Genomic DNA, 25,779 nt, shown 5'->3' on the forward strand with positions numbered 1-25,779 from the left:
GTATGACCACCCGCCTGCGGGTCGCACTGATGGTGACGTGCATCAACGATGCGCTCTATCCCGAGACCGGGAAGGCCGTCGTACGACTGCTGGAGCGCCTCGGCGTCGACGTGGACTTCCCGGCCGCGCAGACCTGCTGCGCCCAGCCGATGGTCAACACCGGCTACCTCGACGAGGCCGTGCCGGTGGTGCGGAACTTCGTCGACGCCTTCGCCGGGTACGACGCCATCGTCACTCCGTCCGGTTCGTGTGCCGGGTCCGCCCGGCACCAGCACGGGATCGTCGCGCGCCGCTCCGGCGACGCCGGTCTCGAGGCCGCGGTGGCCGAGGTGTCGCCGCGGGTCTACGAGCTGAGCGAGTTCCTGGTCGACGTCCTCGGCGTGACCGACGTCGGCGCGTACTACCCGCACACCGTGACCTACCACCCGACGTGTCACTCACTGCGGATGCTCGGGGTGGGGGAGCGGCCGCTGCAGCTGCTGCGCGAGGTGCGCGGGATGACCCTGCTCGAGCTGCCCGGCGCCGACCAGTGCTGCGGCTTCGGTGGGACGTTCGCGGTGAAGAACTCCGACACCTCGATCGCGATGGGCACCGACAAGGTGCGCAACGTCTGCTCGACCAAGGCCGAGGTGCTCACCGCGGGCGACAACTCCTGCCTGATGCACATCGGCGGGCTGATGACGCGGCAGCGGGCCGGCGTCCGCCCCGTCCACCTGGCCGAGATCCTCGCCTCCACCGAAGGAGCGACCGCATGAGCGGCACCTTCGTCGGCATGCCCCCGTTCCCGACCGCGGCCGCGCGGGCCCTCGAGGACGCCCAGCTGCGGCACAACCTCGCCCATGCCACCGGCACCATCCGGGCCAAGCGCGCGCGGCTGGTCGACGAGGTGAACGCGACCTCCACGGATCGTGGGAGCGAAGACGCTTGGGAGGAGCTGCGGCTCGCCGGGGCCGGGGTCAAGGAGGCCGCGCTGCTGCGCCTGGCCGACCAGCTCGAGCGGCTCGAGGCCAGCCTGACCGCCAACGGTGCAGTGGTGCACTGGGCCACCGACGCGGCCGAGGCCAACCGGATCGTCGCCGACATCACGAAGGCGCACGGCGCCGACGAGGTGGTGAAGGTGAAGTCGATGGTGACCCAGGAGATCGGGCTCAACGAGGCGCTCGCCGCCGAGGGCATCGCCGCCTGGGAGACCGACCTGGCCGAGCTGATCGTGCAGCTCGGCGACGACCTGCCCTCCCACATCCTGGTGCCCGCGATCCACCGCAACCGGGCCGAGATCCGGGAGATCTTCCTGCGCGCGATGGGGCAGGTCGGCCGGCCCGCGCCCGACGACCTCACCGACGAGCCCGCCGTCCTGGCGGGAGCCGCCCGCGAGCACCTGCGGGAGAAGTTCCTGCGCGCCAAGGTCGGCGTCTCCGGCGCGAACTTCGCCGTCGCCGAGTCCGGGACGCTCGTCGTCGTGGAGTCCGAGGGCAACGGCCGGATGTGCCTGACCCTGCCCGAGGTGCTGATCTCGGTGGTCGGCATCGAGAAGGTCGTCTCCGACTGGGCCGAGCTCGACCCGCTGCTCCGCCTGCTGCCGCGCTCCTCGACCGGCGAGCGGATGAACCCGTACACCTCGACCTGGTCCGGCATCACGCCCGGTGACGGGCCGCAGGAGGTGCACGTCGTCCTGCTCGACAACGGCCGCACCCGGGCGCTGGCCGACCAGGTCGGACGCCAGGCGCTGCGCTGCATCCGCTGCTCGGCCTGTCTCAACGTCTGCCCGGTCTACGAACGCACCGGCGGGCACGCCTACGGCTCGGTCTACCCCGGCCCGATCGGCGCGATCCTCAACCCGTTGCTCAAGGGCACCGGGGTCGACGACCAGGTCGACTCGCTGCCCTACGCCTCCTCGCTGTGCGGGGCCTGCTTCGAGGTCTGCCCCGTCCGGATCGACATCCCCTCGGTGCTGGTCGAGCTGCGCTCGCAGGTCGTCGACGCTCACCGCGGTGGGATACCCAAGCCCGAGGCGATCGCGATGAAGGGCGCGGCTGCGACCTTCAGCAAGGGCAAGCGGCTCGGGTTCGCCGAGAGGTTCACCCGGGTCGGGATGCGCGCCGGGAAGCGGTTCGCACCGTGGTCCGGCGCCCGTGACCTGCCGGCCGCGCCGAGCGAGTCGTTCCGGAGCTGGTGGAAGCGGACCGATGGAGGACACCATGACTGACCGATCGCCCGTGGCCGCCACCCAGCCGAGGGTCGCGTCGCGCACGCCGATCCTCGACCGCATCCGGGCGGCCCTGGGTGACGTCGACCCCGAGACCATCGCGCCGGTCCCGCCCGCGCCCCGCCGGCCCGCCCCCGACGACGTGCTCGAGCTCTTCGTCGAGCGGGTCGTCGACTACCGCGCCGAGGTCATCCGGGTCGCCCCGAACGACCTGGAGTCGACGGTCGCGGGCCTGCTCGAGGCCCGCGGCGCCCGGATCGTCCCGCCCGGTCTCAACCTCGCGGTGCCCGGGGCGGTCGTCGATGACGGCTCCCTCACCGCGCGTGAGCTGGACCTGATCGAGGTCGTGGTGACCGAGGCGGCCGTCGGCATCGCCGAGACCGGCACGATCGTGCTCGACCACCAGGCGAACCAGGGCCGCCGCGCGATCTCGTTGGTGCCCGACGTCCACGTCTGCATCGTCCGCGCGGAGCAGGTCGTGGTCGACGTACCCGATGCGGTGGAGCAGCTCGACCCCGCTCGCCCGCAGACCTGGATCAGTGGTCCCTCGGCGACCAGCGACATCGAGCTGGACCGTGTCGAGGGAGTCCACGGACCCCGCACCCTCATCGTCCTGCTGGTGGGCTGAGCCGATTTCTGACCGGCGGATGCGCTCCGGTAGGGTTCCCCACGGTGCTGTGTCCGAGCGGCCTAAGGAGAACGCCTCGAAAGCGTTTGTGGGTGCAAGCCCACCAAGGGTTCAAATCCCTTCAGCACCGCGCTAGGAAGCCCCCGGCGAGCGAAAGCTCCCGGGGGCTTCTCGCATTTCCGCCCTTGCGGTGGTGAGCGGGCGCCAGCAGGATCAGGTCCGAACGTCCGGTCCTGACCGCATGGGGTAGCCCTCAAGGAGTAGCCATGGCTCAGTCATCACGTCGTGCTCACCGTTCCTTCGCGCTCGCGGCTGCGACCGCACTCGGCCTCGGCGGGCTGGCGGTCGCCGGGCTGAGCGTGCCGGCCCACGCAGCGGCGTCGACCGTGGCCTACGCCCTCTCCGGCACCAACCTGCTGTCGTTCGACCCGGCCAAGCCGTCGGTCACGAAGACCACAGCCCTGACCGGGGTCAACGCCTCGGAGACGCTGGTCGGGATCGACGTGCGCCCCCAGAACGGCTTCCTGTACGGCGTCGGGGTCAACGCGGCCACCGACACCGCCACGCTCTACAACCTCGCGCCCGAGACCGGATACGCGACGGCGGTGGGCAGCGCGGGGCTGATCGCCCTCACCACCGACGGATCGACACCGGTCGACCTGCCCGACCCGGCGGCCGTCGGGTACGGGGTCGACGTCAACCCGGCAGCCGACCGCCTCCGCGTTTCTGCCGGATCGCTGAACTTCCGGGTCAACCCCAACACCGGCACCGCGGTCGACGGGAACAACGGTGGCGGCGTCGTGACCGGAACGAACCCCGACGGGGCGACGAACGGCGGGACGACCACGGTCGACGCCGCCGCGTACACCAACAACCGTGCCAACACGGCGATCACGACGCTCTACACGTTGGACGCGGCCACCAACAGCCTCTTCATCCAGAACCCGCCCAACGCCGGGACCCAGACGCAGGCGATGCAGGTGACCCTCGGAGGGAGCCCGATCGACTTCACCTCGGCGACCGGGTTCGACATCGACGACTCCGTCAACGCGCCGGCCAGCAGCGCCGCCGTCGCCTCGGGGTCCGGATACGCGACGCTCTCCGTCGGCGGCACCACCGGCCTCTACCGGATCAACCTGGTCAACGCTCAGGCGACGTACCTCGGCCCGATCGGCACCGGGTCGGCAGCGATCCAAGGTCTGGCCCTGCAGCGTGAGGCCGCCACGTCCGGTCGTCCGATCGTCGCGCTCAGCGCGGACGGTTTCCTCCAGCGGTTCGCCAGCAACGCGCCCGGGACGGTGACGACCCAGGCGATCGGCGCGCTCCCCGTGGTCGGGGAGTCCCTGGTCGCGCTGGCCTGGCGTCCGGCCACCGGTCAGCTCTACGCGCTGGGCATCAATGCCAGCAACGACACGGGAACGCTCTACCTCCTCGACCCGCAGACGGGCGGGGCGACGGCGATCGGGTCCCCCACCCAGGTCGCGTACACGACGAACGGGACCACGCCGCTCGACCTTCCCGACCCGGTCACGACCGGCTACGGCATGGACTTCGACCCGGCCACGGATCGGATCCGGGTCGCGACCGGTACGGGACTCAACTTCCGGATCCTCCCGTCGATCGGTGCCGCGCTCGACGGTCAGCCCTTGGTGACGGGCAACAACCCGGACCTGAACATCACCGGCCTCGCAGCGGGCTCGACCGGCCTGGCCGGCGTCGCGTACACCAACAGCTACGGACAACCCCTCACAGGTGGTGTCCGGACGCTCTACGGCGTCGACCCGGCTGCCAACCAGCTCGTCATCGTCAACGCACCGAACAGTGGGACGGTCACGACGAGGTTCCCCCTCACCCGTGGGGGAGCGGCGCTCGACGTGGCGGGGATCCTGGCCTTCGACATTCCGCGGGAGGTGAAGGTGACAGCCTCGAACCCGGTGGCGTCCGGTGCAGGCTTCGCCACGTTCGTCGTCGCCGGTGTGACCGGCCTCTACTCCGTCGACCTCGGGTCGGCGAAGGTCACCTCGCTCGGCGCCATCGGCACGGGGGCCACCGCCGTCCGGAGCATCGCGGTCGGCCACGCGCAGGCGCCGCCTGTGGTCAGCCCGCCCGCCAAGGCCCCGGCGACGCTGTCCAAGGCCGCCGCGGCCAAGCAGGTCAAGGCCACCGTCGACACTGGCCAGGTGCTGAAGTGTCCGGCCGCCTTCACCGCCAGCACCTGCACGGCGACGGTGAAGGTCACCGTCGCCACCGGCAAGTCGAAGGGCAAGGTGCTCGGCCAGGCCACGGTCAAGGTGGCGAAGGGGAAGTCGACCCGGCTCACGGTGAAGCTCACCAAGGCGGGCAAGAAGTTCGTGAAGAAGAAGGGCAAGGTCAAGACCACCGTCGCGATCGCCTACCCCGGCGGCGCCAACGCGACGACCAGAACCGTCTCGTTCGCGCTGACCATCAAGAAGAGCAAGCTGTGAGACTCGCCCTCGGTGCGGCGTGCGCGGTTCTGCTCCTCGCGAGCGGCTGCTCGGCTGGTTCCGAGACAGTGGCCGCTGACGTCGGGACGGACCCCGTCTCGAGCCCGGCGACGCCGTCGGCATCCGCCGATCAGGATGTTGCCCCCGACTACGGCACCTGCGAGGAGCTCGGCCCAGTCTTCACCCGGAGGTACGAGTACAACATGAGCCTCCTGGACGAGAACCGGGTGGTCTTTGAGATGCCGACCGGCGGTTACCTGGTGCATGCCGACGACGCGACGTGCCTGGCGAAGTTCCCGGAGGTTGCCGATGAGGTCGCCCACGTCATCAACGGGCTTCACGAGGATCAGCGCTCCGAGTGCAGGAGCGCGATCAAGAAGCTGACCGCCCCCGCGTCGGAGCAGAACGAGGCATCCAGGGCCAGGCTCGACCTCAGCGATCCGGTGGCCCGCGCTCGCTACGTGACGTACGCGAAGTCCATCTGTGCGGAAGAAGACATCCCGGTCCCCGACGACCTCAAGTAGACGCCGACGTCAGGTCAGCTGTCGCGCAGGTCGGCATCGCGCCAGCGGCGGAGCCCGACGATCCCGAGCACGACCAGGAGAGCCAGGCCGATCCAGGACAGAGCGGCTGACCATCCGCCGTACCCGACGGTCAGCAGCAGAATGACGCCGAGCGCGAGCAGCACGAACGCGGCGATCAGCCCGAAGACGAGCGCGAGACCTGCGGTGACGATCCGGCCGGAGGTGGGCATGACGTCATCCTGTCGGCAGCGCGCGTGCCGGGCAATCGTTCCAACCCCGCACCTGCGCGGTTGGAGCGGTGCGAGCCAGGGCCCGACCCGCTCTCACCCCGCACATGTGGGGTTGGAGCATCAGCCTCCGCGTCAGCTGACCCGTCGAGCACGGGAGCGGGGCTTGTCCGAATCGATCGTGTGGGCGAGCACGCCGGCGAGAAGCAGGACGACCGACCCGGCCAGCAGGACGAGGAGGCTGGTTGCCGCGCTCCGGAGCTCGGCTCGGGTGATCGGGTCGGACCCGCCCGCGATCGGCGACGTTGCGACGGCGGCGAGCAGGAAGAGGCCGAGGGGGATGAAGAGGCTGATACCGCCGAAGAGGTCCCGATCGGTGTCCGCCATGGAGTCGGTCAGCCCCATCTCGTCGATCTGGCTCCACACCGCCCACACGACGACAGCGCCGCCGACCGTCAGGTGCGTGAGCCAGGGGATCTCGCGGATCAGCTGGCCGGCGCGGCGCGGCGCCGAGACCAGCCGGCCACCCCGAGCAGCAGCATCACTGCGTAGCCGCCGACAGCGGAACGTGCGCGGATGGCGTCGGACATGGCTGGATTGTCCTGGTGGCGCCGTCGGGGCGCTAGAGGGTGACGCCGATCGGGTTCGGGACGAACCCGGGGAACACCTCGCGCGTCGACAGCTCCGGGAACCGGTTGCCCAGCACCTCCGAAAGCACGTCGCGGTAGTCGGTCGTCACGGCCAGGTCGTCGTCGGTGAGGGAGGAGGCCGAGCCGTCCAGGCCGGGCCACGAGCCGTGGAACGTCCCACCCTTGATGCCCGCGCCGAGCAGCATCATCACGTTGCCCCAGCCGTGGTCGAGGCCGTGTGCCGAGTTCTCGCCGATCCGGCGACCGAACTCGCTGATCGTCACCACGGTCACCCTCGAGGCGTCCGGTCCGAGATCGGTCATGAAGGCGTCCAGGCACGTCGCCAGCGCGGACAGGTTCGACGTCATCTGTCCGCCGTCGAGGGTGCCGTAGTTGACGTGGTAGTCCCACGGTCCGTAGTCGAGGGTGATCGCGGTGATCGGCAGCTCGGCTCGGATCAGCGTCGCGGTGTCCTTGAGCGCCTCGCCGAGGTCACGGCCCGGCCAGGTCGTCGGGTAGACGGCGGCGTGGTGCGGTTCGTCGCCGGTGAAGGACTCCAGCCGGGTGGAGACGTCGATCGCACTGGTCACGCCGCGGCCGAGGTTGGCCGCCGGGCTGCCCGCCGCCGCTTCGCCCCACACCTGCGCGAGCGAGTTCCGTCGCCGAGCGCGCCACTCGGGGTCGTCGTACTCCGGGTTCGCGCCAGCGAGGTGGAGGTCGCTCAGGCTGGTGGTCGCCAGGGCGGGCTGCGGCCCCGCGATCAAGGTGGGGGTCGAGCTGGAGGTGAGGTGGACCGCCTCGAACGGGCTCGAGGTGGTGTTGAGGCCGATCAGCCGGTTCACCCAGCCCTGCCGGATGCTGGAGTCGGGGTCGGCGTCCTCGATCTCCTCCATCGCCGCGAAGTGCGATCGGTTGGGGCGGGCCATCCCGGTGGCGTGCACGGTGCCGAACGTGCCGGCGTTCCAGTACTTCGTCAGTGGTGCCAGTGCCGGGTGCAGGCCGAACATCTCGTCGGCGACCAGCAGTCGACTCTTCGGCACCGCGATCACCGGCCGGGAGGCGTAGTACTGCGCCTCCCCGTGCGGCACGACAACCCCGAGACCGTCGATCGCACCGCGCAGGGAGAGCACCACGACGATGTTCTGCGTCCCGGGTACGGCGGCCTCTCCGGCGTACGCGACGTTGCGGATCGTGTCCCCGAACATGGTCGTCAGGGTGGCCGCCCCGGCGGTGAGGCCGGTGGCGGCGAGGAACCCGCGGCGCGACAGTCCGCCCCGGGCGATCTGGTCGCACTCGGTGCAGGAAGCGTCGGTGGGGGTCTCTGGCGTCGTCATGGTCAGTCCGGCTCAGTGGGTGAGGTGGTTCGGGTGGTCGAGGAGGATGGCCAGCGCCCGGCTGCCCAGCCAGGTGCCGAGCGCCTTGGCCTCCCAGCTGCCGGGGGCGACCACGGTGGCCGGCTGCATCCCGATCGCCTCCGCCACGGCCGTCACGGTCGCCGCCGACGGTGTCGTCGCCGCGCCGTACAGCGCCCGGTGCAGGTGGGTGGCGTAGGCCGCGACGGTCGTGGGTTGGGTGAAGGTCGGCGCGAAGTCGACCGGCTTGAGGTAGGTGACGTTGCCGCTCGGCCACCACCCGCCGATCAGGTTGGCGTGCATGTTGAAGCTGTTCAGCATCCGCCCGGCCGAGGAGTAGGCGGCCGCGGTGTCGGGTCGACCGTCGGGCCGCGGCCAGTGGTACGGCGGCGGTGCGCTGTAGGCGTAGACCAACGTGTTCGCCGCGTCGTCGTCGGCGACCGGCTTCTTCACGGTGGCGCGCAGCAGCCGCATCGCTGCGACGAAGTCGGACTGCTCGGTGCGGACCTTCTGCCGAGCCGCTCCCTTGAACTCCGGGTGGGCGATCAGTGTCTTCAGCACGGGTCGGATGTCGGTGTCCGCGGCGAGGTAGGCCGTCGACAGGGTGGAGATCAGTGCGGCGCTCGGGGTGTCGGAGACGAACCGGGTGGCGAGCTTGGTCATCAGTCGGCGCGCGGTGTTGGGGTGCCGGGCGAGGTGGGCGAGGAAGTTCCGCGCGGTCTGCCCGTTGGCGCCGTCGCCGTCGGAGACGAACCCGGCCACGCTGACCGGGCTGGTGTTGTGCCGCTTCGGGTCGAACCACGCCTCCCACTGCGGCGGCTTGGCCCACGGGTCGACCGTCCATCCCGACAACAGCTTGGCGGTCGCCTTCACGTCGGCCTCGGAGTAGAAGCCGACGCCGAGGGTGTGCAGCTCGAGCAGCTCGCGGGCGTGGTTCTCGTTGACCTTGGTCGCGGTCGAGGTGGCCGAGTCGAGGTAGGCGAGCATCGCCGGGCTCAGGGTGGCGGCGATCAGCAGGTCGCTGAACTTCCCCAGTGCGCGCGCCCGGATCAGGGCGTCGTAGTCCTGGCGCCAGTACCAACCGTCGGAGCCCAACGGGATGTGGAGGTGGTCGGACCAGAACTCGGTCATCGCCTCCAGCACCGGCCGGTGGGTGTAGATCCGGCGCAGCAGCGCCGCGTTGCCGAGCGCGATGCCGTACTCCCACGAACCCGGCCCCGAGGCGCGTTCGGAGGCGAACCGTTGAGCGGGGGTGTGGGCCAGCAGCGGGTACCAGGAGCTCAGTCCGGCGACCAGTGCGTTCTCCGGCACCCCCGCGGGTGCGAGCTGGGCGGCGAACCACGCGGTGGTCCCGCCGGCTGCCGCGATCTGCTGGGCCTGGGCCGGCGTGTAGCCGCCGGTGAACCGGTCGGCCAGGTGCATCACCGCAGCGACCGGCTCGACGACCGGCTTCGGGGTGGGCTTCGGCGCGGGCTTCGGGGGAGTGACCTTCGGGATCGGCTTGACCGCGTGGTGCTTCTTCTTCTTGCGCCGCTTCTTGCGCTTGGCGGTGCGCTTCTTGACCTTCTTCGCCGTCGCCAACCACGACACCATCGCGCACCTCCCTCCCGAGTGGGCCACATCGTCACTCGGTGCCGTAGGCCCTGGCAATCGGCCGATCGGTCACCGAACTGAGGGACCCCGGTCCGCGCTAGGTTGCGGGGCGTGACCTGTGCTCCCCGCTTCCTGCGCTTGCTTCTCCTCGGCCTCGGGGTGGTCGTCCCGGCCGTGCTCGCCGGAGGCTGCTCCAGCGAGGAGGAACCGGTGCCGACGTCGGCCTCGCGTCCCGGCGAGGCGACGCCGTCGGCCGAGCGAACGCTGAGCGCCGACCTGATCGAGGTGAACTCGGTGACGAGGACGGCCCCGATCGAGCTCGACATCACGGCTCCCGCCGGTGCCTCGTTCACGCTCCGTGAGGCATCGGGCAACGAGGCTGGCTGTATCTCGACCCCGCTGGACCAGGTGCCGGCCGAGCTGGCCGGTGTCACGCCGGAGCAGGTGAGGTACGACGTGAGCTGCGCGGGCAGCACGTCCGTCGGGGCGACGCTCAAGGTGAGCCTCGTGCAAGGCGACTACACGTACGGCTTCGAGAAACCGCTGGTTCCCGGCGCCTGAGCCGCTGATGCGGGAAGATCTCCCCGTGCGACGCCGAGTGACTGCCCTGCTGGCGGCCCTCATGGCGACCGTGACGGCGTCCCTGACGGGCTGCGGCTCCTCCGGTACGTCGACCCTGCCGGTGATCCGGCAGGCGGCCGAGACCGTCGCGGGGCCCACCTATGTCGCGTTGGGCGACTCCTACACCGGAGCCCCGCGGGTGGGGACGACGATCAGCACCGCCTGCCGTCGGACCGACCAGAACTACCCGCACCTGGTCGCGGCCGAGGTCGGCCTGCACCTGGTCGACGTCAGCTGCGGCAGCGCCCGGATCCGGGACCTGCGGCGGGCGCAGAAGGCGGGTGTCGCGGCGCAGCTGGCCGCGGTCACCTCCCGGGCGCGGCTGGTCACGGTGGGCATCGGCGGCAACGACGTCGACATCATCGGACTGGTCTCGGCCTGCACCCGCACGGAGGCGGCCTGCCGGAAGCGGATCGCGACCCTGCGTGCGGGCCTGCCCGCAGTGCGGAAGCGGCTGCTCGGCGTGCTGCGGACCGTCCGCGCTCGCGCGCCACGGGCCACCGTCGTCGTGGTCGGCTACCCCGAGATCCTGCATCCGGGACGCCGCTGCGGCGCCGTACCGGCCCGGACGATGACGGCCGCCGCCAACGCGCTGAGGGCCCTCGGCCGGGTCCAGCGGCGGGCCGCCCGCGAGTCCGGGACGACCTTCCTCGACGTCCGGGCCGCCACCGTCGGACACGGGTTGTGCTCGGACGCGCCCTGGATCTCCGACCGGACCACCGCCTGGACGAAGCGGTTCCACCCCGAGGCGGCCGAGCAGCGTGCGATCGCCTCCGCGCTGCGTCGACTGGCCGCCGTCCGGGCACTCGGGCAGACGACGCCCAGCCCGACCCCGACGCCGACCCCCAGCGACACGCCGACGATCGACCCCACCCCGGATCCGAGCGATCAGCCCTCCGACGAGGCCAGCAGCGCCGATCCGGAGCCGGATTCCGAGTCGAAATAGCTCGAAAGGGCCACGGGTATCCACCCGTGCGGCTGCGCGCTGCGAAGTTACTTGCCCGTAGACTGGAACCCTTACGTCGATCAGAAGGTCATCATGGGGATTCATCTTCGTCGCGGCATGCTCCTGCCCGCGACCGTGCTCGCGCTCGTCGCGGTGCTGTTCGTGCCTGCCAACAGCTCCGCGCTCAACCTGCTCAGCGTCGGCAGCGTCTGGACGACCACGTCCAACGGCTCCAAGATCCTGGCGTCGACCGGCTCCCAGGTGACGTCGCTCATCCCGCGCGGTCAGGTGATCGCCGTCGACCCGTCCAAGACCGCCCAGACCTTCGCCGGTGTCGGTGCGTCGATGACGGAGACCTCGGCAGCCCTGATCTCGGCGCTCCCGGCCGACGCCCGCGCCAAGGTGATGGCCGGCCTCTTCGGCGCGAACGGCCTGCGTCTGAACCTGCTGCGTCAGCCGCTCGGCTCCTCCGACTTCGTCACCGACGACTCCTTCACCACCTACGAGGACACCGCCGGCGCCTTCGACCTCGGGACCGACCGGACGGGCGTCCTCCCCCTGGTCCGCCAGGCCAAGCAGTACAACCCCGCGCTGAGCGTGATGGGCACGCCGTGGTCGGCCCCGGCACGGATGAAGTACCCGGCCCGTCTGGCCGGAGGGACGTTGGCCGACGACCAGGTCGACGCCTACGCCACCTACCTGGCCACGGTCGCCAGTGCCTACGCGGCCGAGGGTGTCCCGTTGGCCGACATGACGATCGGCAACGAGCCCGGGCTCGAGACCAGCTACCCGTCGATGAGGCTCTCGGTCGACCAGCAGGCAGCCGTGCTGCGCGCCACCGACGCCAAGCTCACCGAGCTGAACCTGCCCACCAAGCTGTGGGCCTACGACCACAACTGGAGCGGCTTCGCCCAGGCGGTGAGCGTGCTGACCAAGGTCGCCGACGTCCCGCGGGTCGTCGGGGCGGCGTTCCACTGCTACGCGGGTGACCCGGCGGTCGCGACCGCGGCGATCGCCAAGCTCGGCAAGCGGGTCCGGCAGACCGAGTGCACCGGCACCGACTCCGTCTCCTTCCTCGGAGCCGGCGGCAACACCTTCGCCGACACCCTCGGCTGGCAGAGCAAGAACCTGATCATGGCGAGCATCCGCAACGGGTCGGAGAGCCTGATGCTCTGGAACCTCGCGCTCAACGGATCCGGCGGGCCCCACTACGGGGCGTGCGGCACCCGCTGCAACGGCGTCCTCCAGATCGAGGGCAGCAGCGTCACCAAGAACGCCGACTACGCGGTCCTGGGCCACGTCTCCCAGTTCGTCTCGCCCGGCGCGAAGGTGCTGCAGACCAAGCAGAGCACCGACCGGGTCGAGAACGTCGCCTTCGTCAACCCCAACGGGGGCCGAGTGATGGTGCTGGCGAACTACAACAGCTCGACCAAGCAGGTCGCGATCCAGGAGGGCGGTCGGGCGTTGAACCTGGTGCTCGCCGCCGGGTCGCTCAGCACCGTCACCTGGCGTTGAGCTCTAGCTGACTCGTCGGGACGGTCCGTCCGGCCGGCTTGGCGACCTTGACCTCAGGGTTGCGGCGGATGATCGTCGCGCCGACGGAGGTGCCGTTGGCCTTGATCTGGAACCCGCTGAACCGGTTCTGCTCGTCGATCATGACCTGCGCCGGGATCCGGGTCCGGGTGTCGTCGGCGGCGAGGAACCCCGGCACCGCCGCGCGCAGGGCGGCAGCGTTGACGGTCAGGTTGAAGACGCCGCCGTACTCGCCGTTGACGATCGACCAGCCCTTGAACCGGAGCTCGCTCGGCTTGAGCAGCTTGGAGGCGAACAGGTGACGCAGGTCCGTCCCGTGGGCGATCTGGGAGATCACGGTCTCGACCTCGCCGGAGGGCTGGGCGGTGAGGTCCTGGTGCGCCCACCGGCCCTGGGTGCCGATCCGCACCCAGGCGTCCTGACCGATCACGCGGATCACGACGTCGGTCGGCACCCCGGCTGCGCTGACCCGGAACGCCGCACGACGCTCGGGCTGTGACCAGTCCTCCGCGCCCTCGAGGTTCACGGTCGCGTCGCCGCTCCCGACCTGGATGATCAGCGCCGCGCTGGTGAGGTCGGCGAAGCCGCGCTGGAGGAAGGCGACCGCGTCGACCTTGTCGACCTGGTGCGCCGGGTAGAACTCGGGGGAGTTCCGGTGGGCCCGAACCCCCCACGCGGTCAGGCCTCCGGCCAGGACGACCGCTGCCACGATCCAGGCGACGAGGCGGACCGTGCCCCGCTTCTGACGGGGGCGCTCCGGCGCCGCCGGCGCCTCGGTGCGGGGCTGCTCGGTGATCGTGCTCATGCCCTGACCCCGTTCTCGGCAGCGTTCTCTGCGGTGTTCTCGGCAGCGGGTACGACGGCGGGCGAGGCGGCCCCGGCGTCGAGCCGCTCCGCCACGCCGGTGGCGATCTGGTTGGGTCCGAAGTGCTTGCCCGCCCGGCGGCGGTGGTTCGTCAGGTGCGAGTCCAACCGCAGGGTGTCCTCGGTCGCGGCCGAGGAGACCAGGTGCGGGTAGAGCTCCTTCTTGTGACCCCTGCCGTCGAGCAGGGCACCCAGGCGACCCCACGGGACCTCGATCGTCTTGTAGAAGAACCAGGCCACCGGGAGGGTGATCAGCAGCACGACGGTGAGGTTGAACAGGTACGCGTTGACGTTCTGGGCGTGGCTGAAGATCCCGACGTGGAGGGTGAAGTTGATCAGGCCCTCGTGCAGGATGTAGATGCTGTAGGCCAGGATGCTGATCGGCAGGAAGATCCGGTTGTCGATCAGCCGTGCCGGTGTCTGCCACCGGCTGGTGGTCAGCCCGAACATGATCAGGCAGAAGCCGGCCGAGGCGATCGTGTGGCGGATGACCTCGTGGTGCAGGTTGTGGTCGACCGCGACGTTGCCCGGCACGATCACGAACGAGTACGCCCAGACCGCGATCGTCACCAGCGCCGGCAGCACGTACCAGGGCAGCTTGCGTCCCCCGAGCGCGACGAGCAGCGTCCCGGTCCACATCCCGAGGATGAAGATGTCGGCCTTGGACGCCGGGCCGAACCGCCAGGCCCACTCGGTCACCGGGATGTCGGCGCCGGCGACGTACGCCTTGAAGGCGATCGAGCCGAGGAAGATCGGCAGGGTGCCGAGGAAGAAGAGCAGTGCGCGGCTGCCGGCGGTCGTCCCGACGCGGCGGATCAGCCGGACGAACCCCGGCGCCAGGAAGGCGCAGCCGAGGTAGAAGAACCACTCGACCGACATCGTCCAAGCCGGCCCGACGGTGTAGAAGATCCGCTTGGTGTCCAGGGACTGCGTGAGGGTGAGGTGCTCGGCGAGGTCGAGCCAGTCGGCCTTGGCGACGTTGTAGTTGTGCAGCGCCCAGGAGAAGAGCACGACCATGATGTAGAGCGGCAGGAACCGGCTGATCCGTCGGACGAAGAAGACTCCGCCGAGCGGCGCCGGGGCGCGGTCGCTCAGGATCGCGGCGGCGAACGGCAGCCAGATCAGCATGCCGGACAGGACGAAGAACAGGTCCAGGACGATGTCCAGGTTCTGCATCACCCACATCAGCGGCTCGTAGTGCGTGCCCGGGCCGAAGCCGTCGCCGTCGAGGTCCATCGAGGCCCACACGTGGGCCGCGATCACGCTCAGGGCGGCGAAGGCTCGCCACCCGTTGAGGCCGGTCAGGGTCGGACCGCCGGGGCGCCGCTTCGTCGTGGTGGGCTGGGCGGCCGGGGCGGCGGCCACCGGGGCCGGTGCGGTGGCGGTGCTCATGACGCGGCCGCCAGGGACTCGGCGGGCGTCGCGGCGGGGGCGGCCGGGGCGGCGTGGTGCCGACCGCGCGGGGTCACGTTCCAGATGTGCACCCCGACGAAGTCACGCACCACGGCGGCCCGGTTCACGATCGCGCGGAACTCGGAGTAGAACAGGATGCTGACGAACCCGTAGCGGACGAAGAGCTTGCGGTTCTCCCGGACGCCGGGAGGGGAGAGGCGCCGCGCCAGGGCCGCCTGCATCACCGGGATGCCGAGCGTGATGACCGTGGTGAGCACGAAGATCGGCACGCCCCACGCCATGTGGCGGCGCGTCCCGAAGACCAGCAGGGTCGCCATCAACGGCCACATCTGGGTGGCGATCCACGGGTGCAGCACGCGCCAGACGTAGAGCACGCCGACGCCACGCTTCTGCTGGGTGGTCAGGACGTCGGAGGTCAGCAGGGCCCGGGTGTGACGCTGGGTGACCTCCCACCAGCCCTGCGACCAGCGCATCCGCTGACGCCACAGCGCGGTCCAGGTCTCCGGCGCCAGCTCGGTGGAGACGATGCCCGGGTCGGTCGCGATCCGGCGGCCCTCCAGCAGCGCGCGGGAGGTGACGTCGATGTCCTCGGTCAGCATGTAGGTGTCCATGCCGAGGGCGTCCAGCACCTCGCTGCGCCAGAACCCGTTGCTGCCGCCGAAGATGCCGAAGCCGTGCAGCGAGGTCCGCCCCGGGTGCGAGACCGCGTAGATGGTGGCGAACTCGGCGGCCACGGTCCGGCTCACGAACGTCTCGTCCACGTTCCGGATCACGCACTGGCCCTGGACGACGTCGACCCGCTTCTTGCCGGCCGCGTCCGAGAGCCACCGGGCGGCACGGCGGGCGACCGTCGGGTGGGGGTGGTGGTCGGCGTCGAAGAGGCCGACCACGTCGACTCCCTCGGCGAGGTAGTCCAGGGCGGCGTTGATGTTCTCGGCCTTCGAGGTGGAGCCGGCCACCCGCAGCGCGACGAAGCGCGGGTCCTCGGCGGCGAGCCGGTTGAGGTCCGCCTCGATCGGGAGGGTCTCGGCACTGTTGTAGGCCAGCACCACGATCAGCTTGTTCGCCGGGTAGTCCAGGGTCAGGTGGTGGTGCAGCGACTCCATGATCGTCTCGGCCTCGTTGGCCAGGTGGGCGGCCACGATGATCCCCATCCGCGGCAGCTGCTCGCTCGGCAGGTCGTCGATCGGGGGTTGGGCCATCACCATCGCCTGAGCACACTCCATCGCGATGATCAGCGCGGTCGCGAGCAGGGCGAGGACGAGGACGACGTACCAGGCCGAGAGCAGGTTCGGTGCGATGAAGACCAGGGGGATGTAGAGCACCAGACCGGCCACGAACGGCAGCGCGATGTGCAGGCACAGGTCGATCACCATCTGGGTGCGCCGTGAGGTCGCCATGTAGCGGGCGCGCAGCGCGAGCAGCCACGGATGACGGCGACGGTGCCACCGGTCGGTCCGCGGGCGCGCGGCGTCGGTCGGGGTCTCGAAGTGCAGGGTGTCGAATCGTGCTGAGTGGCGGGGCGTCATGGTGTGTCCTTCTGGTGAGGCACATCGGGACCTGATCCCGATTCACCACTACAACGCGCCACGGCAGATTCGGTTATCACCCATAATCGCCCCATGCGCATCAGGGGCTGGACCGCGGCAACGCTCATCGTGATCGCGTCGGCCACGCTGACGGGGTGCGGAAATGACGACTCCTCGGCGGCTCCGCTGTTCACCGACTACGTCGCCCTGGGTGACTCCTACACCGCCGCTCCGGGCGTGGAACCGTCCTTCGGCAGCGGCGACTGCGGCCGCTCGAAGGCGAACTACCCGAAGCTCTTCGCCCGTCAGACCGACTCCGACGTGACCGACGTGAGCTGCTCCGGCGCCACCATCGACGACCTGATCGAGGGCCAGCAGACGACCGGCGAGGTGCTTCCGCCGCAGCTCGACGCCGTCACCGCCGACGCGGACCTGGTCACGGTCGGCATCGGGGGCAACGACCTCGACCTGATCGGCCTGGCCGGGGAGTGCAACAAGGGCGCCGCGACCTGCACCGCCAAGATCGCCCACGTCCAGGAGGTGCTCGCGGTGCTGCCCGCCCGCATCGCCGGCCTGGTCGCCCGGATCCAGCAGAAGGCCCCCGAGGCGCGGGTCGTCCTGGTCGGTTACCCGACCATGATCTCGGCCTCCGCGCCCTGCGACGCGCTCCCGGTCCCGAAGGAGATCGTCACCGCCGCGCGCGAGATCAACCGGCAGCTCAACGACGCCGTCGTGAACGCGGCCGCCACGGCGAAGGTCGACGCGATCGACCTGTTCAAGGCCACCGCCAAGCACGGTCTGTGCGCCAAGGAGCCGTGGATCGGCGGCATCGACGGCAAGGGTGCTCAGCCGCTGCACCCGACCAAGGACGAGCAGCAGTACGTCGCCGACCAGCTGGAGAAGCTGCTCGGCTGAGCCCTGCTCGACTGAGGCTTACTCCGCCGAGCGTCGTGCCGCGATCCGCGGTGCGAACTCGGCGTACGCCTCGGGCCAGCGCGCCTTCAGCTCCTCCAGCGAGGCCGTGAGGACGGCGCGGTCGAGGGCTTCGGGGCGGTCGGCGGAGGTGAACAGCAGCGTCTCGATCGACTCGACGAGGATGTTGAAGTCCTCCTCCTCGGCTCTCTCGCTGGACCCCGCGAACGAATGCGGCCTCGGGATGAGGAGGGAGAGTGCGTTCACATCCCCCTCAACGACGCACGCGCACCGACGGTTACGACTCAGTTGTCGGCGAGCACCCGGTCCATCGCCCAGGTGACGATGGTGATCACGATCGCGCCGCCGATCGCGGTCCAGAACCCGTCGACGTGGAACCCGATCCCGAAGAGCCCGGCCAGCCAGTCGGTGAACTGCAGCATCGCGGCGTTGATCAGGAAGAGGAACAGGCCGAGCGTCACGATCACGAACGGGATCGACAGCAGCGTGATCACCGGCCGGACCACCGCGTTGACCGAACCCATGATCAGCGCGACCAGCAGCAGCGGGATGAACTTGTGCTTGATCTCCTCGGTGCCGGAGGTCGGGCCGTCGAACCAGATCCCGTCGAAGATCCAGGCGGCCACGGCGACCGCGACGGCGTTGGTGAGGAGCCAGGCCAGAAAGCGCACCTGCACAGTTTGTCAGCCGATGGGTGACCACGTACGTTCGGCGACGTCCACCGATGAAGAGAGATCCTCGATGCTGCTAGTCCGCCGCCTCCCGCTGGTCGTCGTCGCGGTCGTCTCGGTCGCTCTGGCCGGGCTCGCCTCACCGGCGCCCGCGCACGCGAGCGTCACGGACGCCGAGCTGACCGCGCTGGTGGACCTGCACGACGACAGCGTCGACGACGACGATCCCGCGACCGGCTGCACCGTCGACCCGGCCCCGTCCGCGGGGGAGAGCAAGACGCTGGCAGACAACGGTCGGACCGTCTCCGTAGTCGACCAGCGCACCGCCACCGCCACCGGATCCGACCCCGAGGACACGGTCTCCCTGGCCGGGGCCGCGTCGGCCCGGACCACCGTCACGCCGATCACGGCGGCCGGTGGAAGCGTCCGCTTCACCACCTCGCTGGCCGCCTCGGCGGTGGCCCGCCGCACCGAGACCCAGTGCAGCGCGCACGCCGCGGTCGGCAGCACCGCCTCCGGCTCCTTCGTGACCACCGGTCCGATGTGGGTCTCGGTGAGCGTGGCCGGGGCCGGTGCCGTGGCGGCCCAGGTCGCCGTCGGGCCGCCCGGGCGGCAGTTCTTCGCCAGCGGCACCGGGCGAGGCACCGTGACGGCGACGTACCTCGTCCCCCAGGGCACGGTCGCCTTCGAGACCAGCGCCACCGTCGAGGCCTTCCCGGGCTCGGGTGGGGTGAACGGATCCGCGTCGATCGGGATCACGCTGCGCCCGGTCGGTGCGGCGAGCGCGATCACCGGCACCGGTCAGCGGTTCGCCAGCCCCGGTGCCCGCTCCTGCGCGGCGAACACGGTGAAGGTCGCCCTGACCAAGGCGGTCGCCAAGGCCAAGAAGGTCGAGATCCGGGTCAACGGCGTGCGCCGCGCGAAGCTGACCGGCAGGATCCGGCCACGCACCCTCACGTTCGCGGTGCCCTCGGCCGACGCGGCCGCGGTGGTCGCGACGATCACGCCCAAGAGGGGCAAGCGGGTCACGGTCGCCCGCTCCTACCTCGCCTGCTCCTAGCGAGGCTCAGTATCGAGCGGCCCGATCGGCCGGCGTGCCGGGGCCGGCGTGGAGCAGCCCGACCAGCTCCGACTCGAGGGTGAGCCGGACGCGGGTGCAGAACGCCTCGGGCTCCTCGGCGGCGTCGGGCTCCTCGGAGATCAGCCGGTCGACCACACCGCGGGCGGCGAGGTCGATCGCGCGGACCTGCTGGGACCGGGCCAGGTCGGGGGCGTGCGCGGTGTCGCCGTACACGATCGCCGAGGCACCCTCGGGCGGCAGCGGGGTGAGCCAGGCGTGCTGGGCGGCCAGGATCCGGTCGGCCGGCAGGAACGCGAGTGCCCCACCGCCGTTCCCCTCGCCGAGCATCAGCGAGATCGTCGGCGTGCGTACGGCGACCAGGGCCGCCAACGTGCGCGCGATCTCTCCCGCCATCGCCCCGTTCTCCGCCTCCGCGGTGAGGGCCGCGCCACGGGTGTCGATCACGGTGATCAGCGGCAGGCCGAGGCCCTCGGCCAGGGCGATTCCACGTTGCGCGATCCGCAGCCCGGCCGGGCCGAAGGGCCGCTTGCGCTGGGCCGCTCGGTCCTGGGCGATGACGACGCAGGAGGCGGCCCCGAACCGGGCCAGGCCCAGCAGGATGCCGGAGTCCCGTTCCCCGCGGGTGGTGCCCTGCAGCGGCACGTAGCCGGTGCCGTCCAGGATCTCCCGGATGCCGGGGCGCTCGGGGTTGCGGGTGCGCTGGACGATCTCCCAGGCATCCCGTTCGACCACGGCTCCGGCCTCCACCGCGGGGGCAGTCAGGCCGTGCTGCGGGGCGAGGATCAGGTCGAGCGCCTGGCCGGCGATCGCGCGCAGGTCGCTCGGCAGGACGACGCCGTCGATGATGCCGTGGGAGGAGAGGTTCTCGGCCTGCTGCGTCTCCGGGGGCATGGCCGCACCGGTGACCAGCTCGACCACCTTGGGGCCGAGGAAGCCCACGAGGGCGCGGGGTTCGGCGATCGTGATGTGCCCCAGCGACCCCCAGGTCGCCATCACGCCGCCGGTGGTGGGGTGGCGCAGGTAGACCAGGTAGGGCAGTCCGGCCGCCTTGTGGGCCAGCAGCGCCTCCCCGATCCGCACCATCTGCACGAACGCGGGCGTGCCCTCCTGCATCCGGGTGCCGCCCGAGGCGGGGGCGCCGACCAGCGGCAGCCCCTCGGCGGTGGCGCGGGTGATCGCGCCGACCAACCGGTCGGCGGCGTCCCGGCCGATCGATCCGGCGAGGAAGCCGAACTCGCTGACCAGGATCGCCACCCGGTGGCCGCAGATCCGGCCCGATCCGGTGAGCACCGCTTCGTCGGTGCCGGCCTTCGCCTCGGCCGCCTCGAGCTCGGCGGCGTAGGCCGGGTCGATGCCGTCGCGGGCCGGCGGCGTGTCCCAGGACTCCCAGGAGCCCGGGTCGAGGACCAGCGCGATCAGGTCGCGGGCGGTGAGGCGGGCCATGGCGGAACCCTAGTGGCGCGGCGTGGTCGGACTCATCAGCCAGGCGGTGATCAACGGCTCCAGGTCGTGCCCCGACTCGGTGGAGAGCCAGTCCACGTAGTCGGCCCGGGTCACGCTCCTCCCTGCTCGGGCGTCGGGCCACTCCCGCACCAGCCGCCAGAAGGTCTCGTCGCCCACCTCCTGGCGCACCTCGTCCCACATCAGGGCCGGGCCGGAGTAGACGTTGTCCTCGGCGAAGTGGTCGGGCTTGTAGTCGCCCGGCGGCCCGGCCACCTTGCGCGAGCGCCGCTCGCCGAGGGCGACGTCGCTGAGCGACTCCCCGGCCGGCAGACCCCAGGTCTCGTCCTGCCAGCTGGACTGCAGGTACGTCGCCATCCCCTCGTTCATCCAGACGTCGGCCCAGTCCGCGGGAGTGACCAGGTCGCCGTACCACTGGTGGGCGAGCTCGTGCAGCAGCACCTCGGCGGCGTGGTCCTCCGGCAGGTAGCCCAACGTCAGCGTCGACTGGGTCTCCATCGCGCTCTCGGACGGCACGATCACCATCGACAGGGTCTCGAACGGGTACGGCCCGAGTCGCTTCTCCAGCCAGGCCAGCAGATCGGGGGTCTGCTTCAGGTCGGTGAGCATCGGCACCGCCTGGGTTCCGAGCAGGCCGCTGCTCGGCACCCAGTAAGTGATCGGGGTGCCGTCGTGGCCGACGTCGTCGGTCGCGCTGTAGGCGCCGATCGCCAACGTCGAGAGGTACGACGCCATCGGGTCGCTCGCCCGGAAGGAGGTGGTCGTCCCGTCGGGGTCGTCGGTGCGGGAGAGGAGCTCGCCGTTGCTGATCCCGACCATCCCGGCCGGGGCGTGCACGGTGACGTCGTAGTACGCCTTGTCGGCGGGCTGGTCGTTGACCGCGTACCAGGTCGAGGCGCCGTACGGCTCCTGCATCGTCCACAGACCGCCGTCCTCGGTCCGGGTGATCCCGAGCGGGGCGCTGTCCTCGCGGTGGGACGGGTCGGCCACGGGGGAGGCGGGTCCGCGATAGCTCACCTCCAGGGTGTGCTCCGCCCCCTTCCGTACGTCGCCGGTGACGGTGAGGTCGCCGGAGGCGTGGGTCTGGTCCGCCGGCTTCCCGTCGAGGCTGACGGCCTCGACGGTGAGGGCGTCGCTCAGGTCGACGGTCACCGACGAGGCGGTGGCTGCGGCCCGGAAGCGGAGCTTCTCGGTGCCGGTGAGCGTGGTCCCGTCCCAGGTCAGGTCCAGGTCGTAGTGCAGGGCGTCGATGCCGGGGTCGCCGAGGGTCGGGTAGACGGTGTCGGTCTGCGGGATCGACACCGCCGCTCGGTAGGGGTCGGGGGTCGGCTCGGCGGTGGGTCCGTCGCTCGACCCGGTGCCGCTGCACCCGCTCGCGAGCAGCGCTGCGGCCAGGCTGATCAAGGCCGCCGTGGAGCTGGACCGACGGTGCATCCTCCGATCATGCCGTCCCGGCGAGGGCGACGGTGAGCGCCACGAGCAGATCGGGGTCCTCGAGTCCGTCCCCGTAGGCCTCGCGCAGCTGGCCCATCCGGTAGCGGACGGTCTGCGGGTGGACGAAGAGCTCGCCGGCGACGTCGTCGCGGCGACCCTGGTGCCGCAGCCACGACCGCAGGGTCTCGATCAGCTTCTCCCGGGTGCCGGCTCGCATCTCGTCGAGCGGAGCCAGCACCGCCGCTCGCAGGTCGGCCAGGGCGGTCGGGTCCGACTCGAGGACCAGCGGCACCAGGAACTGCTCGGTATCGCCGAGCCGGCCGCTCTCGTGCAGCCGGCGTGCCCGGACGAAGGAGGCCTCGACCTCGCGCCACGGCTTGGCCGGACCGATCACCGCGCCGCGGGCCTCGACGACCTTGATCAGGGCGCCGCGACGGTGGCCGTCGACGTCGGGGACCAGCAGCACGGTCATCCCGTCCGGGTCCGAGCGGCCCTCGATGACGAGCGTCGCCGGACTGAGGGCGGCGACCACCGATCCGACCTGTGGGGTCGGCACGAGCGTCGCTGTCAGGGTCGTCGGGGGCGTCCACTCGGCCTGCTCGACGGCCTCGTCGACGACCTCGGCGGTCGAGCCTTCGATCAGGTGCTGACCCAGTCGCGCCAGCAGGCGCTGCCGGACGCGGCCGGCCGACGCCAGCTCGGAGGCGTGGCCGGCGACGGAGGCACCGGAGATCTCGTCGATCCAGGCGAAGACGAGCGCGGCGAACTCGACCAGCGCCTCGGGCGGCAGGCCCGCGTCGATCGCGGTCGCCGACAGCTCGCGCCAGGCCGTGCGCGCCCCGACCCGGTAGGCGGCCAGCAGTGCCTCGGGGGCACGTCCGCTGCGCGCCTCCCCGCGGCCGAGCTGGAACGCCCCGCGGACCGCTTCGGGGGTGGCGTTGGAGAGGTCCTGGATCCCGCCGGCCGCGACGGTGATGAAGCCGGCGAGCGCGACCTCGACCGCGGTCTTGATCACCTGCGCCATGTTCCCGTGCGACCAGGCGTCCTGATAGGCCTGCACGTTGGCGATCACGGCCGCGACGACGTCCTCGCCGACGCGCGGCAGGATCGCCTCCAGGCTGGCCACCACCTCAGGGGTGAGACCCAGCTCGGGGGAGTCGTTCCGCCGCGGGACTGATCGGGTCATTTGTACCCTCCGGACAAAAAGGCGGTCGATATTCACGTCTGACGGACATGAGTTTAACCATTCCGGCGGGTGATCATGATGGACGTGACGACCTGGATTGCCGAGCGTGCCGGCCAAGTAGCGGCGCTGCTGGCGACCCCACTGGTGCCCGACGACTACCTCGACCTGTTCAACCCGCTGCGCAAGGGCGCCGAGCTGCGTGCCCGCGTCGTGTCGGTGCACCCCGAGACCGCCGACGCCGCGACCCTCGTCCTCAAGCCGGGCAAGGACTGGGCCGGTCACGTGCCGGGCCAGTACATCCGGATCGGGGTCGACGTCGACGGCGTGCGGCAGTGGCGTGCCTACTCGCTGACCCACGGTCCGCGCCCCGACGGCTACCTCTCGATCACGGTCAAGGCCGTCGAGGACGGCCTGGTCAGCCCGTACCTGGTGCACCAGACGGCCCCCGGAACCCTGGTCCACCTCGACCAGGCGCAGGGCGACTTCGTGCTGCCGCAGCCGCTGGACCGGGAGAAGTTCCTCTTCGTCACCGCCGGCTCGGGCATCACCCCCGTGATCGGGATGCTGCGCAACCTCTTCCCGGTGACCGACTCGGGCGTGGCCCACCCGGCGCACAGCGCCGGGGTGGACATCGTCTGCGTGCACCTCGCGCCGAGCCGGCCCTCCTCGATCTTCGCCTCCAACCTCGACGAGCTCGATGCTGCCGGGGCTATCAACCTGATCCACCGGTACGACGACGAGCACGGCATCTTCGACGTCGCGACGTTGAGCGAGCTGGTCCCCGACCTGGCCGAGCGGGCGACGTACGCGTGTGGCCCGGCGGGTCTCCTCGACGCCCTCGGGGCGCACCACGAGGAGCGCGGCCTGGCGCTGCACACCGAGCAGTTCCGGACCACCACGGTCGTCGTCGGTGACGGCGGCTCGGTGCGCTTCGACCGCAACGGCACCGAGTTCGACGTCGATGCCGGCACGTCGATCCTCGACGCCGCCGAGGCGGCCGGGGTGCTGATGCCGAGCGGCTGCCGAATGGGCGTCTGCTTCGGTTGCGTGCTCCCGCTCAAGGAGGGCGCGGTCCGCGACCTGCGCAACGGCGACCTCACCGTCGCCGTGGCCGGGGAGACCGACGGCCTCACCATCCAGACGTGCATCAGCGCCGCCGCCGGCGCGTGCGTCATCGACCACTGAGCAAGCACGTAGTAGGGAATCGCATGACCATCGCCGACCGCACGCCCCTCACCGAGCGCGCGCCGTACGACCCGAAGAACCCGATCGCGCACCTGACGGCTGCGGACATCGAGCAGATCGGGCGTGAGCTCGACGCGATCCGTGCCGAGGTGCTGGAGTCGCGGGGCGCGGCCGATGCTGCCTACATCCGTCGGCTGATCAAGACCCAGCGCTACCTCGAGCTCGGCTCCCGGGTGGTCCTGCTGGCCAGCATCTTCCCGCCCGCGTTCGTGCTCGGCACCGCCGGCCTGACGGTCTCCAAGATCATTGAGAACACCGAGATCGGGCACAACATCCTGCACGGCCAGTGGGACTGGATGCGCGACCCCAAGATCCACTCCACGACGTGGGAGTGGGACAGCGTCGCGACCGCCGAGGGGTGGAAGAAGACCCACAACGACGAGCACCACACCTACACGAACATCGTGGGCATGGACAACGACCTCGGCTGGGGTCTGGTCCGGGTCGACGAGAGCCAGCCGTGGAGCCCGAAGTGCCTGTACCAGACGGCGTACAACGCCCTGAACATGTGCTTCTTCCAGTACGGCATCGCCGCCTACGACCTCAAGCTCGGTGACTACCTCCGGGCCCCCAAGGACGAGCGTCCGGCCGAGCAGACCGCGCTGGTCAAGGGAACCCTGCGCAAGGCACGGAAGCAGATGCTGCGCGACTACGTCGTGCACCCGCTGCTCTCGGGGCCGTCGCTGCCGTTCACCCTGCTGGCCAACCTGGTCGCCAACTTCGGCCGCAACGTGTGGACGCACTCGGTGATCATGTGCGGCCACTTCCCCGAGGGTGTGGCGACGTTCGAGCTCGACGACATCCCCGAGAACGAGACCCGCGGTGACTGGTACGTCCGGCAGATGCTCGGCTCGTCCAACATCTCCGGCGGCCCGCTGATGCACATCATGACCGGGAACCTGTCGCACCAGATCGAGCACCACATCTGGCCGGACTTCCCCTCGAACCGCTACGCCGAGGTCGCACCCCGGGTGCGGGCGCTGATGGAGCGCTACGACCTGCCCTACATCACCGGGTCGCTGCCGAAGCAGACCGCCAGCGCCTGGCACAAGACGATGCGGCTCTCCTTCCCCAACGGCTGGTGGGAGACCACCTCGATCCGCAACCTGCCCCGCCAGGTCGGCGTGCTCGGCAAGGTGCTCAAGGCGAAGGGCAAGGACCGGGCCCGGATGCTCAAGGAGATCGAGGCGCGCGGGGCCCAGCAGGCCTGACCGATCGTCTGATCCCCATTCACAGGT

At 70.8% G+C, this 25,779-nt stretch carries 24 protein-coding genes and 1 tRNA gene; 13 read left to right on the forward strand and 12 right to left on the reverse strand.

Going from position 1 to position 25,779, the window contains the following annotated elements:
* The first annotated feature begins 2 nt into the window (after nt 1-2).
* From ACZ5J1_RS00220 to ACZ5J1_RS00245, 6 genes are all read left to right on the forward strand, one after another.
* A complete protein-coding gene (locus ACZ5J1_RS00220) occupies nt 3-755 on the forward strand; it encodes a (Fe-S)-binding protein (RefSeq protein ID WP_464561478.1) in 753 nt (250 codons plus the stop codon).
* Nucleotides 752-2,206 carry a lactate utilization protein B gene (locus ACZ5J1_RS00225; RefSeq protein WP_464561480.1) on the forward strand — a complete coding sequence of 485 codons (1,455 nt, stop codon included), beginning with the start codon at nt 752-754 and terminating at the stop codon, nt 2,204-2,206. The genes ACZ5J1_RS00220 and ACZ5J1_RS00225 overlap by 4 nt, the downstream gene beginning before the upstream one ends.
* Entirely contained in the window at nt 2,199-2,834 is a 636-nt protein-coding gene (locus tag ACZ5J1_RS00230) for a LutC/YkgG family protein (RefSeq protein ID WP_464561481.1), read from the forward strand. The genes ACZ5J1_RS00225 and ACZ5J1_RS00230 overlap by 8 nt, the downstream gene beginning before the upstream one ends.
* Before the next feature lie 43 nt (nt 2,835-2,877).
* Nucleotides 2,878-2,964: transfer RNA gene (locus ACZ5J1_RS00235), tRNA-Ser, on the forward strand.
* Nucleotides 2,965-3,100: 136 nt separating this feature from the next.
* Nucleotides 3,101-5,299 carry a DUF4394 domain-containing protein gene (locus ACZ5J1_RS00240; RefSeq protein ID WP_464561482.1) on the forward strand — a complete coding sequence of 733 codons (2,199 nt, stop codon included), beginning with the start codon at nt 3,101-3,103 and terminating at the stop codon, nt 5,297-5,299.
* On the forward strand, nt 5,296-5,823 hold the full coding sequence (locus ACZ5J1_RS00245) for a hypothetical protein (protein WP_464561484.1): 528 nt from the start codon (nt 5,296-5,298) through the stop codon (nt 5,821-5,823). Before ACZ5J1_RS00240 ends, ACZ5J1_RS00245 begins: the two co-directional genes overlap by 4 nt.
* A gap of 14 nt (nt 5,824-5,837) precedes the next feature.
* Here ACZ5J1_RS00245 and ACZ5J1_RS00250 read toward each other — a convergent pair whose 3' ends face one another.
* From ACZ5J1_RS00250 to ACZ5J1_RS00265, 4 genes are all read right to left on the reverse strand, one after another.
* Nucleotides 5,838-6,053 (reverse strand): hypothetical protein, encoded by a 216-nt coding sequence (locus ACZ5J1_RS00250; RefSeq protein ID WP_464561486.1) that lies wholly within the window; start codon nt 6,051-6,053, stop codon nt 5,838-5,840.
* A gap of 132 nt (nt 6,054-6,185) precedes the next feature.
* Nucleotides 6,186-6,476: a hypothetical protein gene (locus ACZ5J1_RS00255; RefSeq protein WP_464561487.1), complete on the reverse strand. Its 291-nt coding sequence runs from the start codon at nt 6,474-6,476 to the stop codon at nt 6,186-6,188.
* Nucleotides 6,477-6,672: 196 nt separating this feature from the next.
* Complete coding sequence (locus tag ACZ5J1_RS00260; protein WP_464561489.1) at nt 6,673-8,013, reverse strand: DUF1501 domain-containing protein; 1,341 nt, start codon at nt 8,011-8,013, stop codon at nt 6,673-6,675.
* 12 nt (nt 8,014-8,025) lie between these two features.
* Entirely contained in the window at nt 8,026-9,624 is a 1,599-nt protein-coding gene (locus tag ACZ5J1_RS00265) for a DUF1800 domain-containing protein (RefSeq protein WP_464561490.1), read from the reverse strand.
* A 111-nt stretch (nt 9,625-9,735) separates the two neighbouring features.
* Between ACZ5J1_RS00265 and ACZ5J1_RS00270 the strand changes: the two genes are divergently transcribed.
* From ACZ5J1_RS00270 to ACZ5J1_RS00280, 3 genes are all read left to right on the forward strand, one after another.
* Nucleotides 9,736-10,185: a hypothetical protein gene (locus ACZ5J1_RS00270; protein ID WP_464561492.1), complete on the forward strand. Its 450-nt coding sequence runs from the start codon at nt 9,736-9,738 to the stop codon at nt 10,183-10,185.
* Between the two features lie 25 nt (nt 10,186-10,210).
* A complete protein-coding gene (locus ACZ5J1_RS00275) occupies nt 10,211-11,191 on the forward strand; it encodes an SGNH/GDSL hydrolase family protein (protein WP_464561494.1) in 981 nt (326 codons plus the stop codon).
* 93 nt (nt 11,192-11,284) lie between these two features.
* Nucleotides 11,285-12,706 (forward strand): glycoside hydrolase family 30 protein, encoded by a 1,422-nt coding sequence (locus tag ACZ5J1_RS00280; RefSeq protein ID WP_464561496.1) that lies wholly within the window; start codon nt 11,285-11,287, stop codon nt 12,704-12,706.
* Here ACZ5J1_RS00280 and ACZ5J1_RS00285 read toward each other — a convergent pair.
* Genes ACZ5J1_RS00285 through ACZ5J1_RS00295 form a run of 3 tightly spaced genes read right to left on the reverse strand, consistent with a single transcriptional unit; the run spans nt 12,693 to nt 16,530 of the window.
* Nucleotides 12,693-13,529: a hypothetical protein gene (locus tag ACZ5J1_RS00285; protein WP_464561498.1), complete on the reverse strand. Its 837-nt coding sequence runs from the start codon at nt 13,527-13,529 to the stop codon at nt 12,693-12,695. The two genes, ACZ5J1_RS00280 and ACZ5J1_RS00285, sit on opposite strands and share 14 nt — an antisense overlap.
* Nucleotides 13,526-14,980 carry an acyltransferase family protein gene (locus ACZ5J1_RS00290; RefSeq protein ID WP_464561500.1) on the reverse strand — a complete coding sequence of 485 codons (1,455 nt, stop codon included), beginning with the start codon at nt 14,978-14,980 and terminating at the stop codon, nt 13,526-13,528. Before ACZ5J1_RS00290 ends, ACZ5J1_RS00285 begins: the two co-directional genes overlap by 4 nt.
* Nucleotides 14,977-16,530: a glycosyltransferase family 2 protein gene (locus tag ACZ5J1_RS00295; RefSeq protein ID WP_464561502.1), complete on the reverse strand. Its 1,554-nt coding sequence runs from the start codon at nt 16,528-16,530 to the stop codon at nt 14,977-14,979. Before ACZ5J1_RS00295 ends, ACZ5J1_RS00290 begins: the two co-directional genes overlap by 4 nt.
* Nucleotides 16,531-16,623: 93 nt before the next feature.
* On the opposite strand from ACZ5J1_RS00295, the gene ACZ5J1_RS00300 reads away from it, so the two are divergent.
* Nucleotides 16,624-17,445 carry an SGNH/GDSL hydrolase family protein gene (locus ACZ5J1_RS00300; protein ID WP_464561504.1) on the forward strand — a complete coding sequence of 274 codons (822 nt, stop codon included), beginning with the start codon at nt 16,624-16,626 and terminating at the stop codon, nt 17,443-17,445.
* A gap of 18 nt (nt 17,446-17,463) precedes the next feature.
* Here the strand turns inward: ACZ5J1_RS00300 and ACZ5J1_RS00305 are convergent, their stop codons facing one another.
* Both ACZ5J1_RS00305 and ACZ5J1_RS00310 read right to left on the reverse strand, forming a co-directional pair.
* Nucleotides 17,464-17,709: a hypothetical protein gene (locus tag ACZ5J1_RS00305; protein WP_464561506.1), complete on the reverse strand. Its 246-nt coding sequence runs from the start codon at nt 17,707-17,709 to the stop codon at nt 17,464-17,466.
* A 38-nt stretch (nt 17,710-17,747) separates the two neighbouring features.
* Nucleotides 17,748-18,134, reverse strand: a complete 387-nt coding sequence (locus ACZ5J1_RS00310; protein WP_464561507.1) for a phage holin family protein — start codon at nt 18,132-18,134, stop codon at nt 17,748-17,750.
* A 70-nt stretch (nt 18,135-18,204) separates the two neighbouring features.
* Between ACZ5J1_RS00310 and ACZ5J1_RS00315 the strand changes: the two genes are divergently transcribed.
* Entirely contained in the window at nt 18,205-19,194 is a 990-nt protein-coding gene (locus ACZ5J1_RS00315; protein WP_464561509.1) for a hypothetical protein, read from the forward strand.
* A 6-nt stretch (nt 19,195-19,200) separates the two neighbouring features.
* Here ACZ5J1_RS00315 and ACZ5J1_RS00320 read toward each other — a convergent pair whose 3' ends face one another.
* Genes ACZ5J1_RS00320 through ACZ5J1_RS00330 form a run of 3 tightly spaced genes read right to left on the reverse strand, consistent with a single transcriptional unit; the run spans nt 19,201 to nt 23,296 of the window.
* Nucleotides 19,201-20,658 carry a carboxyl transferase domain-containing protein gene (locus tag ACZ5J1_RS00320; protein WP_464561511.1) on the reverse strand — a complete coding sequence of 486 codons (1,458 nt, stop codon included), beginning with the start codon at nt 20,656-20,658 and terminating at the stop codon, nt 19,201-19,203.
* Nucleotides 20,659-20,667: 9 nt separating this feature from the next.
* Complete coding sequence (locus tag ACZ5J1_RS00325; RefSeq protein WP_464561513.1) at nt 20,668-22,110, reverse strand: M1 family metallopeptidase; 1,443 nt, start codon at nt 22,108-22,110, stop codon at nt 20,668-20,670.
* A gap of 7 nt (nt 22,111-22,117) precedes the next feature.
* Nucleotides 22,118-23,296 (reverse strand): PucR family transcriptional regulator, encoded by a 1,179-nt coding sequence (locus ACZ5J1_RS00330; RefSeq protein ID WP_464561515.1) that lies wholly within the window; start codon nt 23,294-23,296, stop codon nt 22,118-22,120.
* 84 nt (nt 23,297-23,380) lie between these two features.
* Between ACZ5J1_RS00330 and ACZ5J1_RS00335 the strand changes: the two genes are divergently transcribed.
* Together ACZ5J1_RS00335 and ACZ5J1_RS00340 are read left to right on the forward strand one after the other, a co-directional pair.
* Nucleotides 23,381-24,481 (forward strand): ferredoxin reductase, encoded by a 1,101-nt coding sequence (locus ACZ5J1_RS00335; RefSeq protein WP_464561517.1) that lies wholly within the window; start codon nt 23,381-23,383, stop codon nt 24,479-24,481.
* Between the two features lie 23 nt (nt 24,482-24,504).
* Nucleotides 24,505-25,752 carry a fatty acid desaturase family protein gene (locus tag ACZ5J1_RS00340; RefSeq protein ID WP_464561518.1) on the forward strand — a complete coding sequence of 416 codons (1,248 nt, stop codon included), beginning with the start codon at nt 24,505-24,507 and terminating at the stop codon, nt 25,750-25,752.
* Nucleotides 25,753-25,779: the final 27 nt, after the last annotated feature.

The sequence above is a fragment of the Nocardioides sp. JCM 18999 genome (assembly GCF_055391175.1).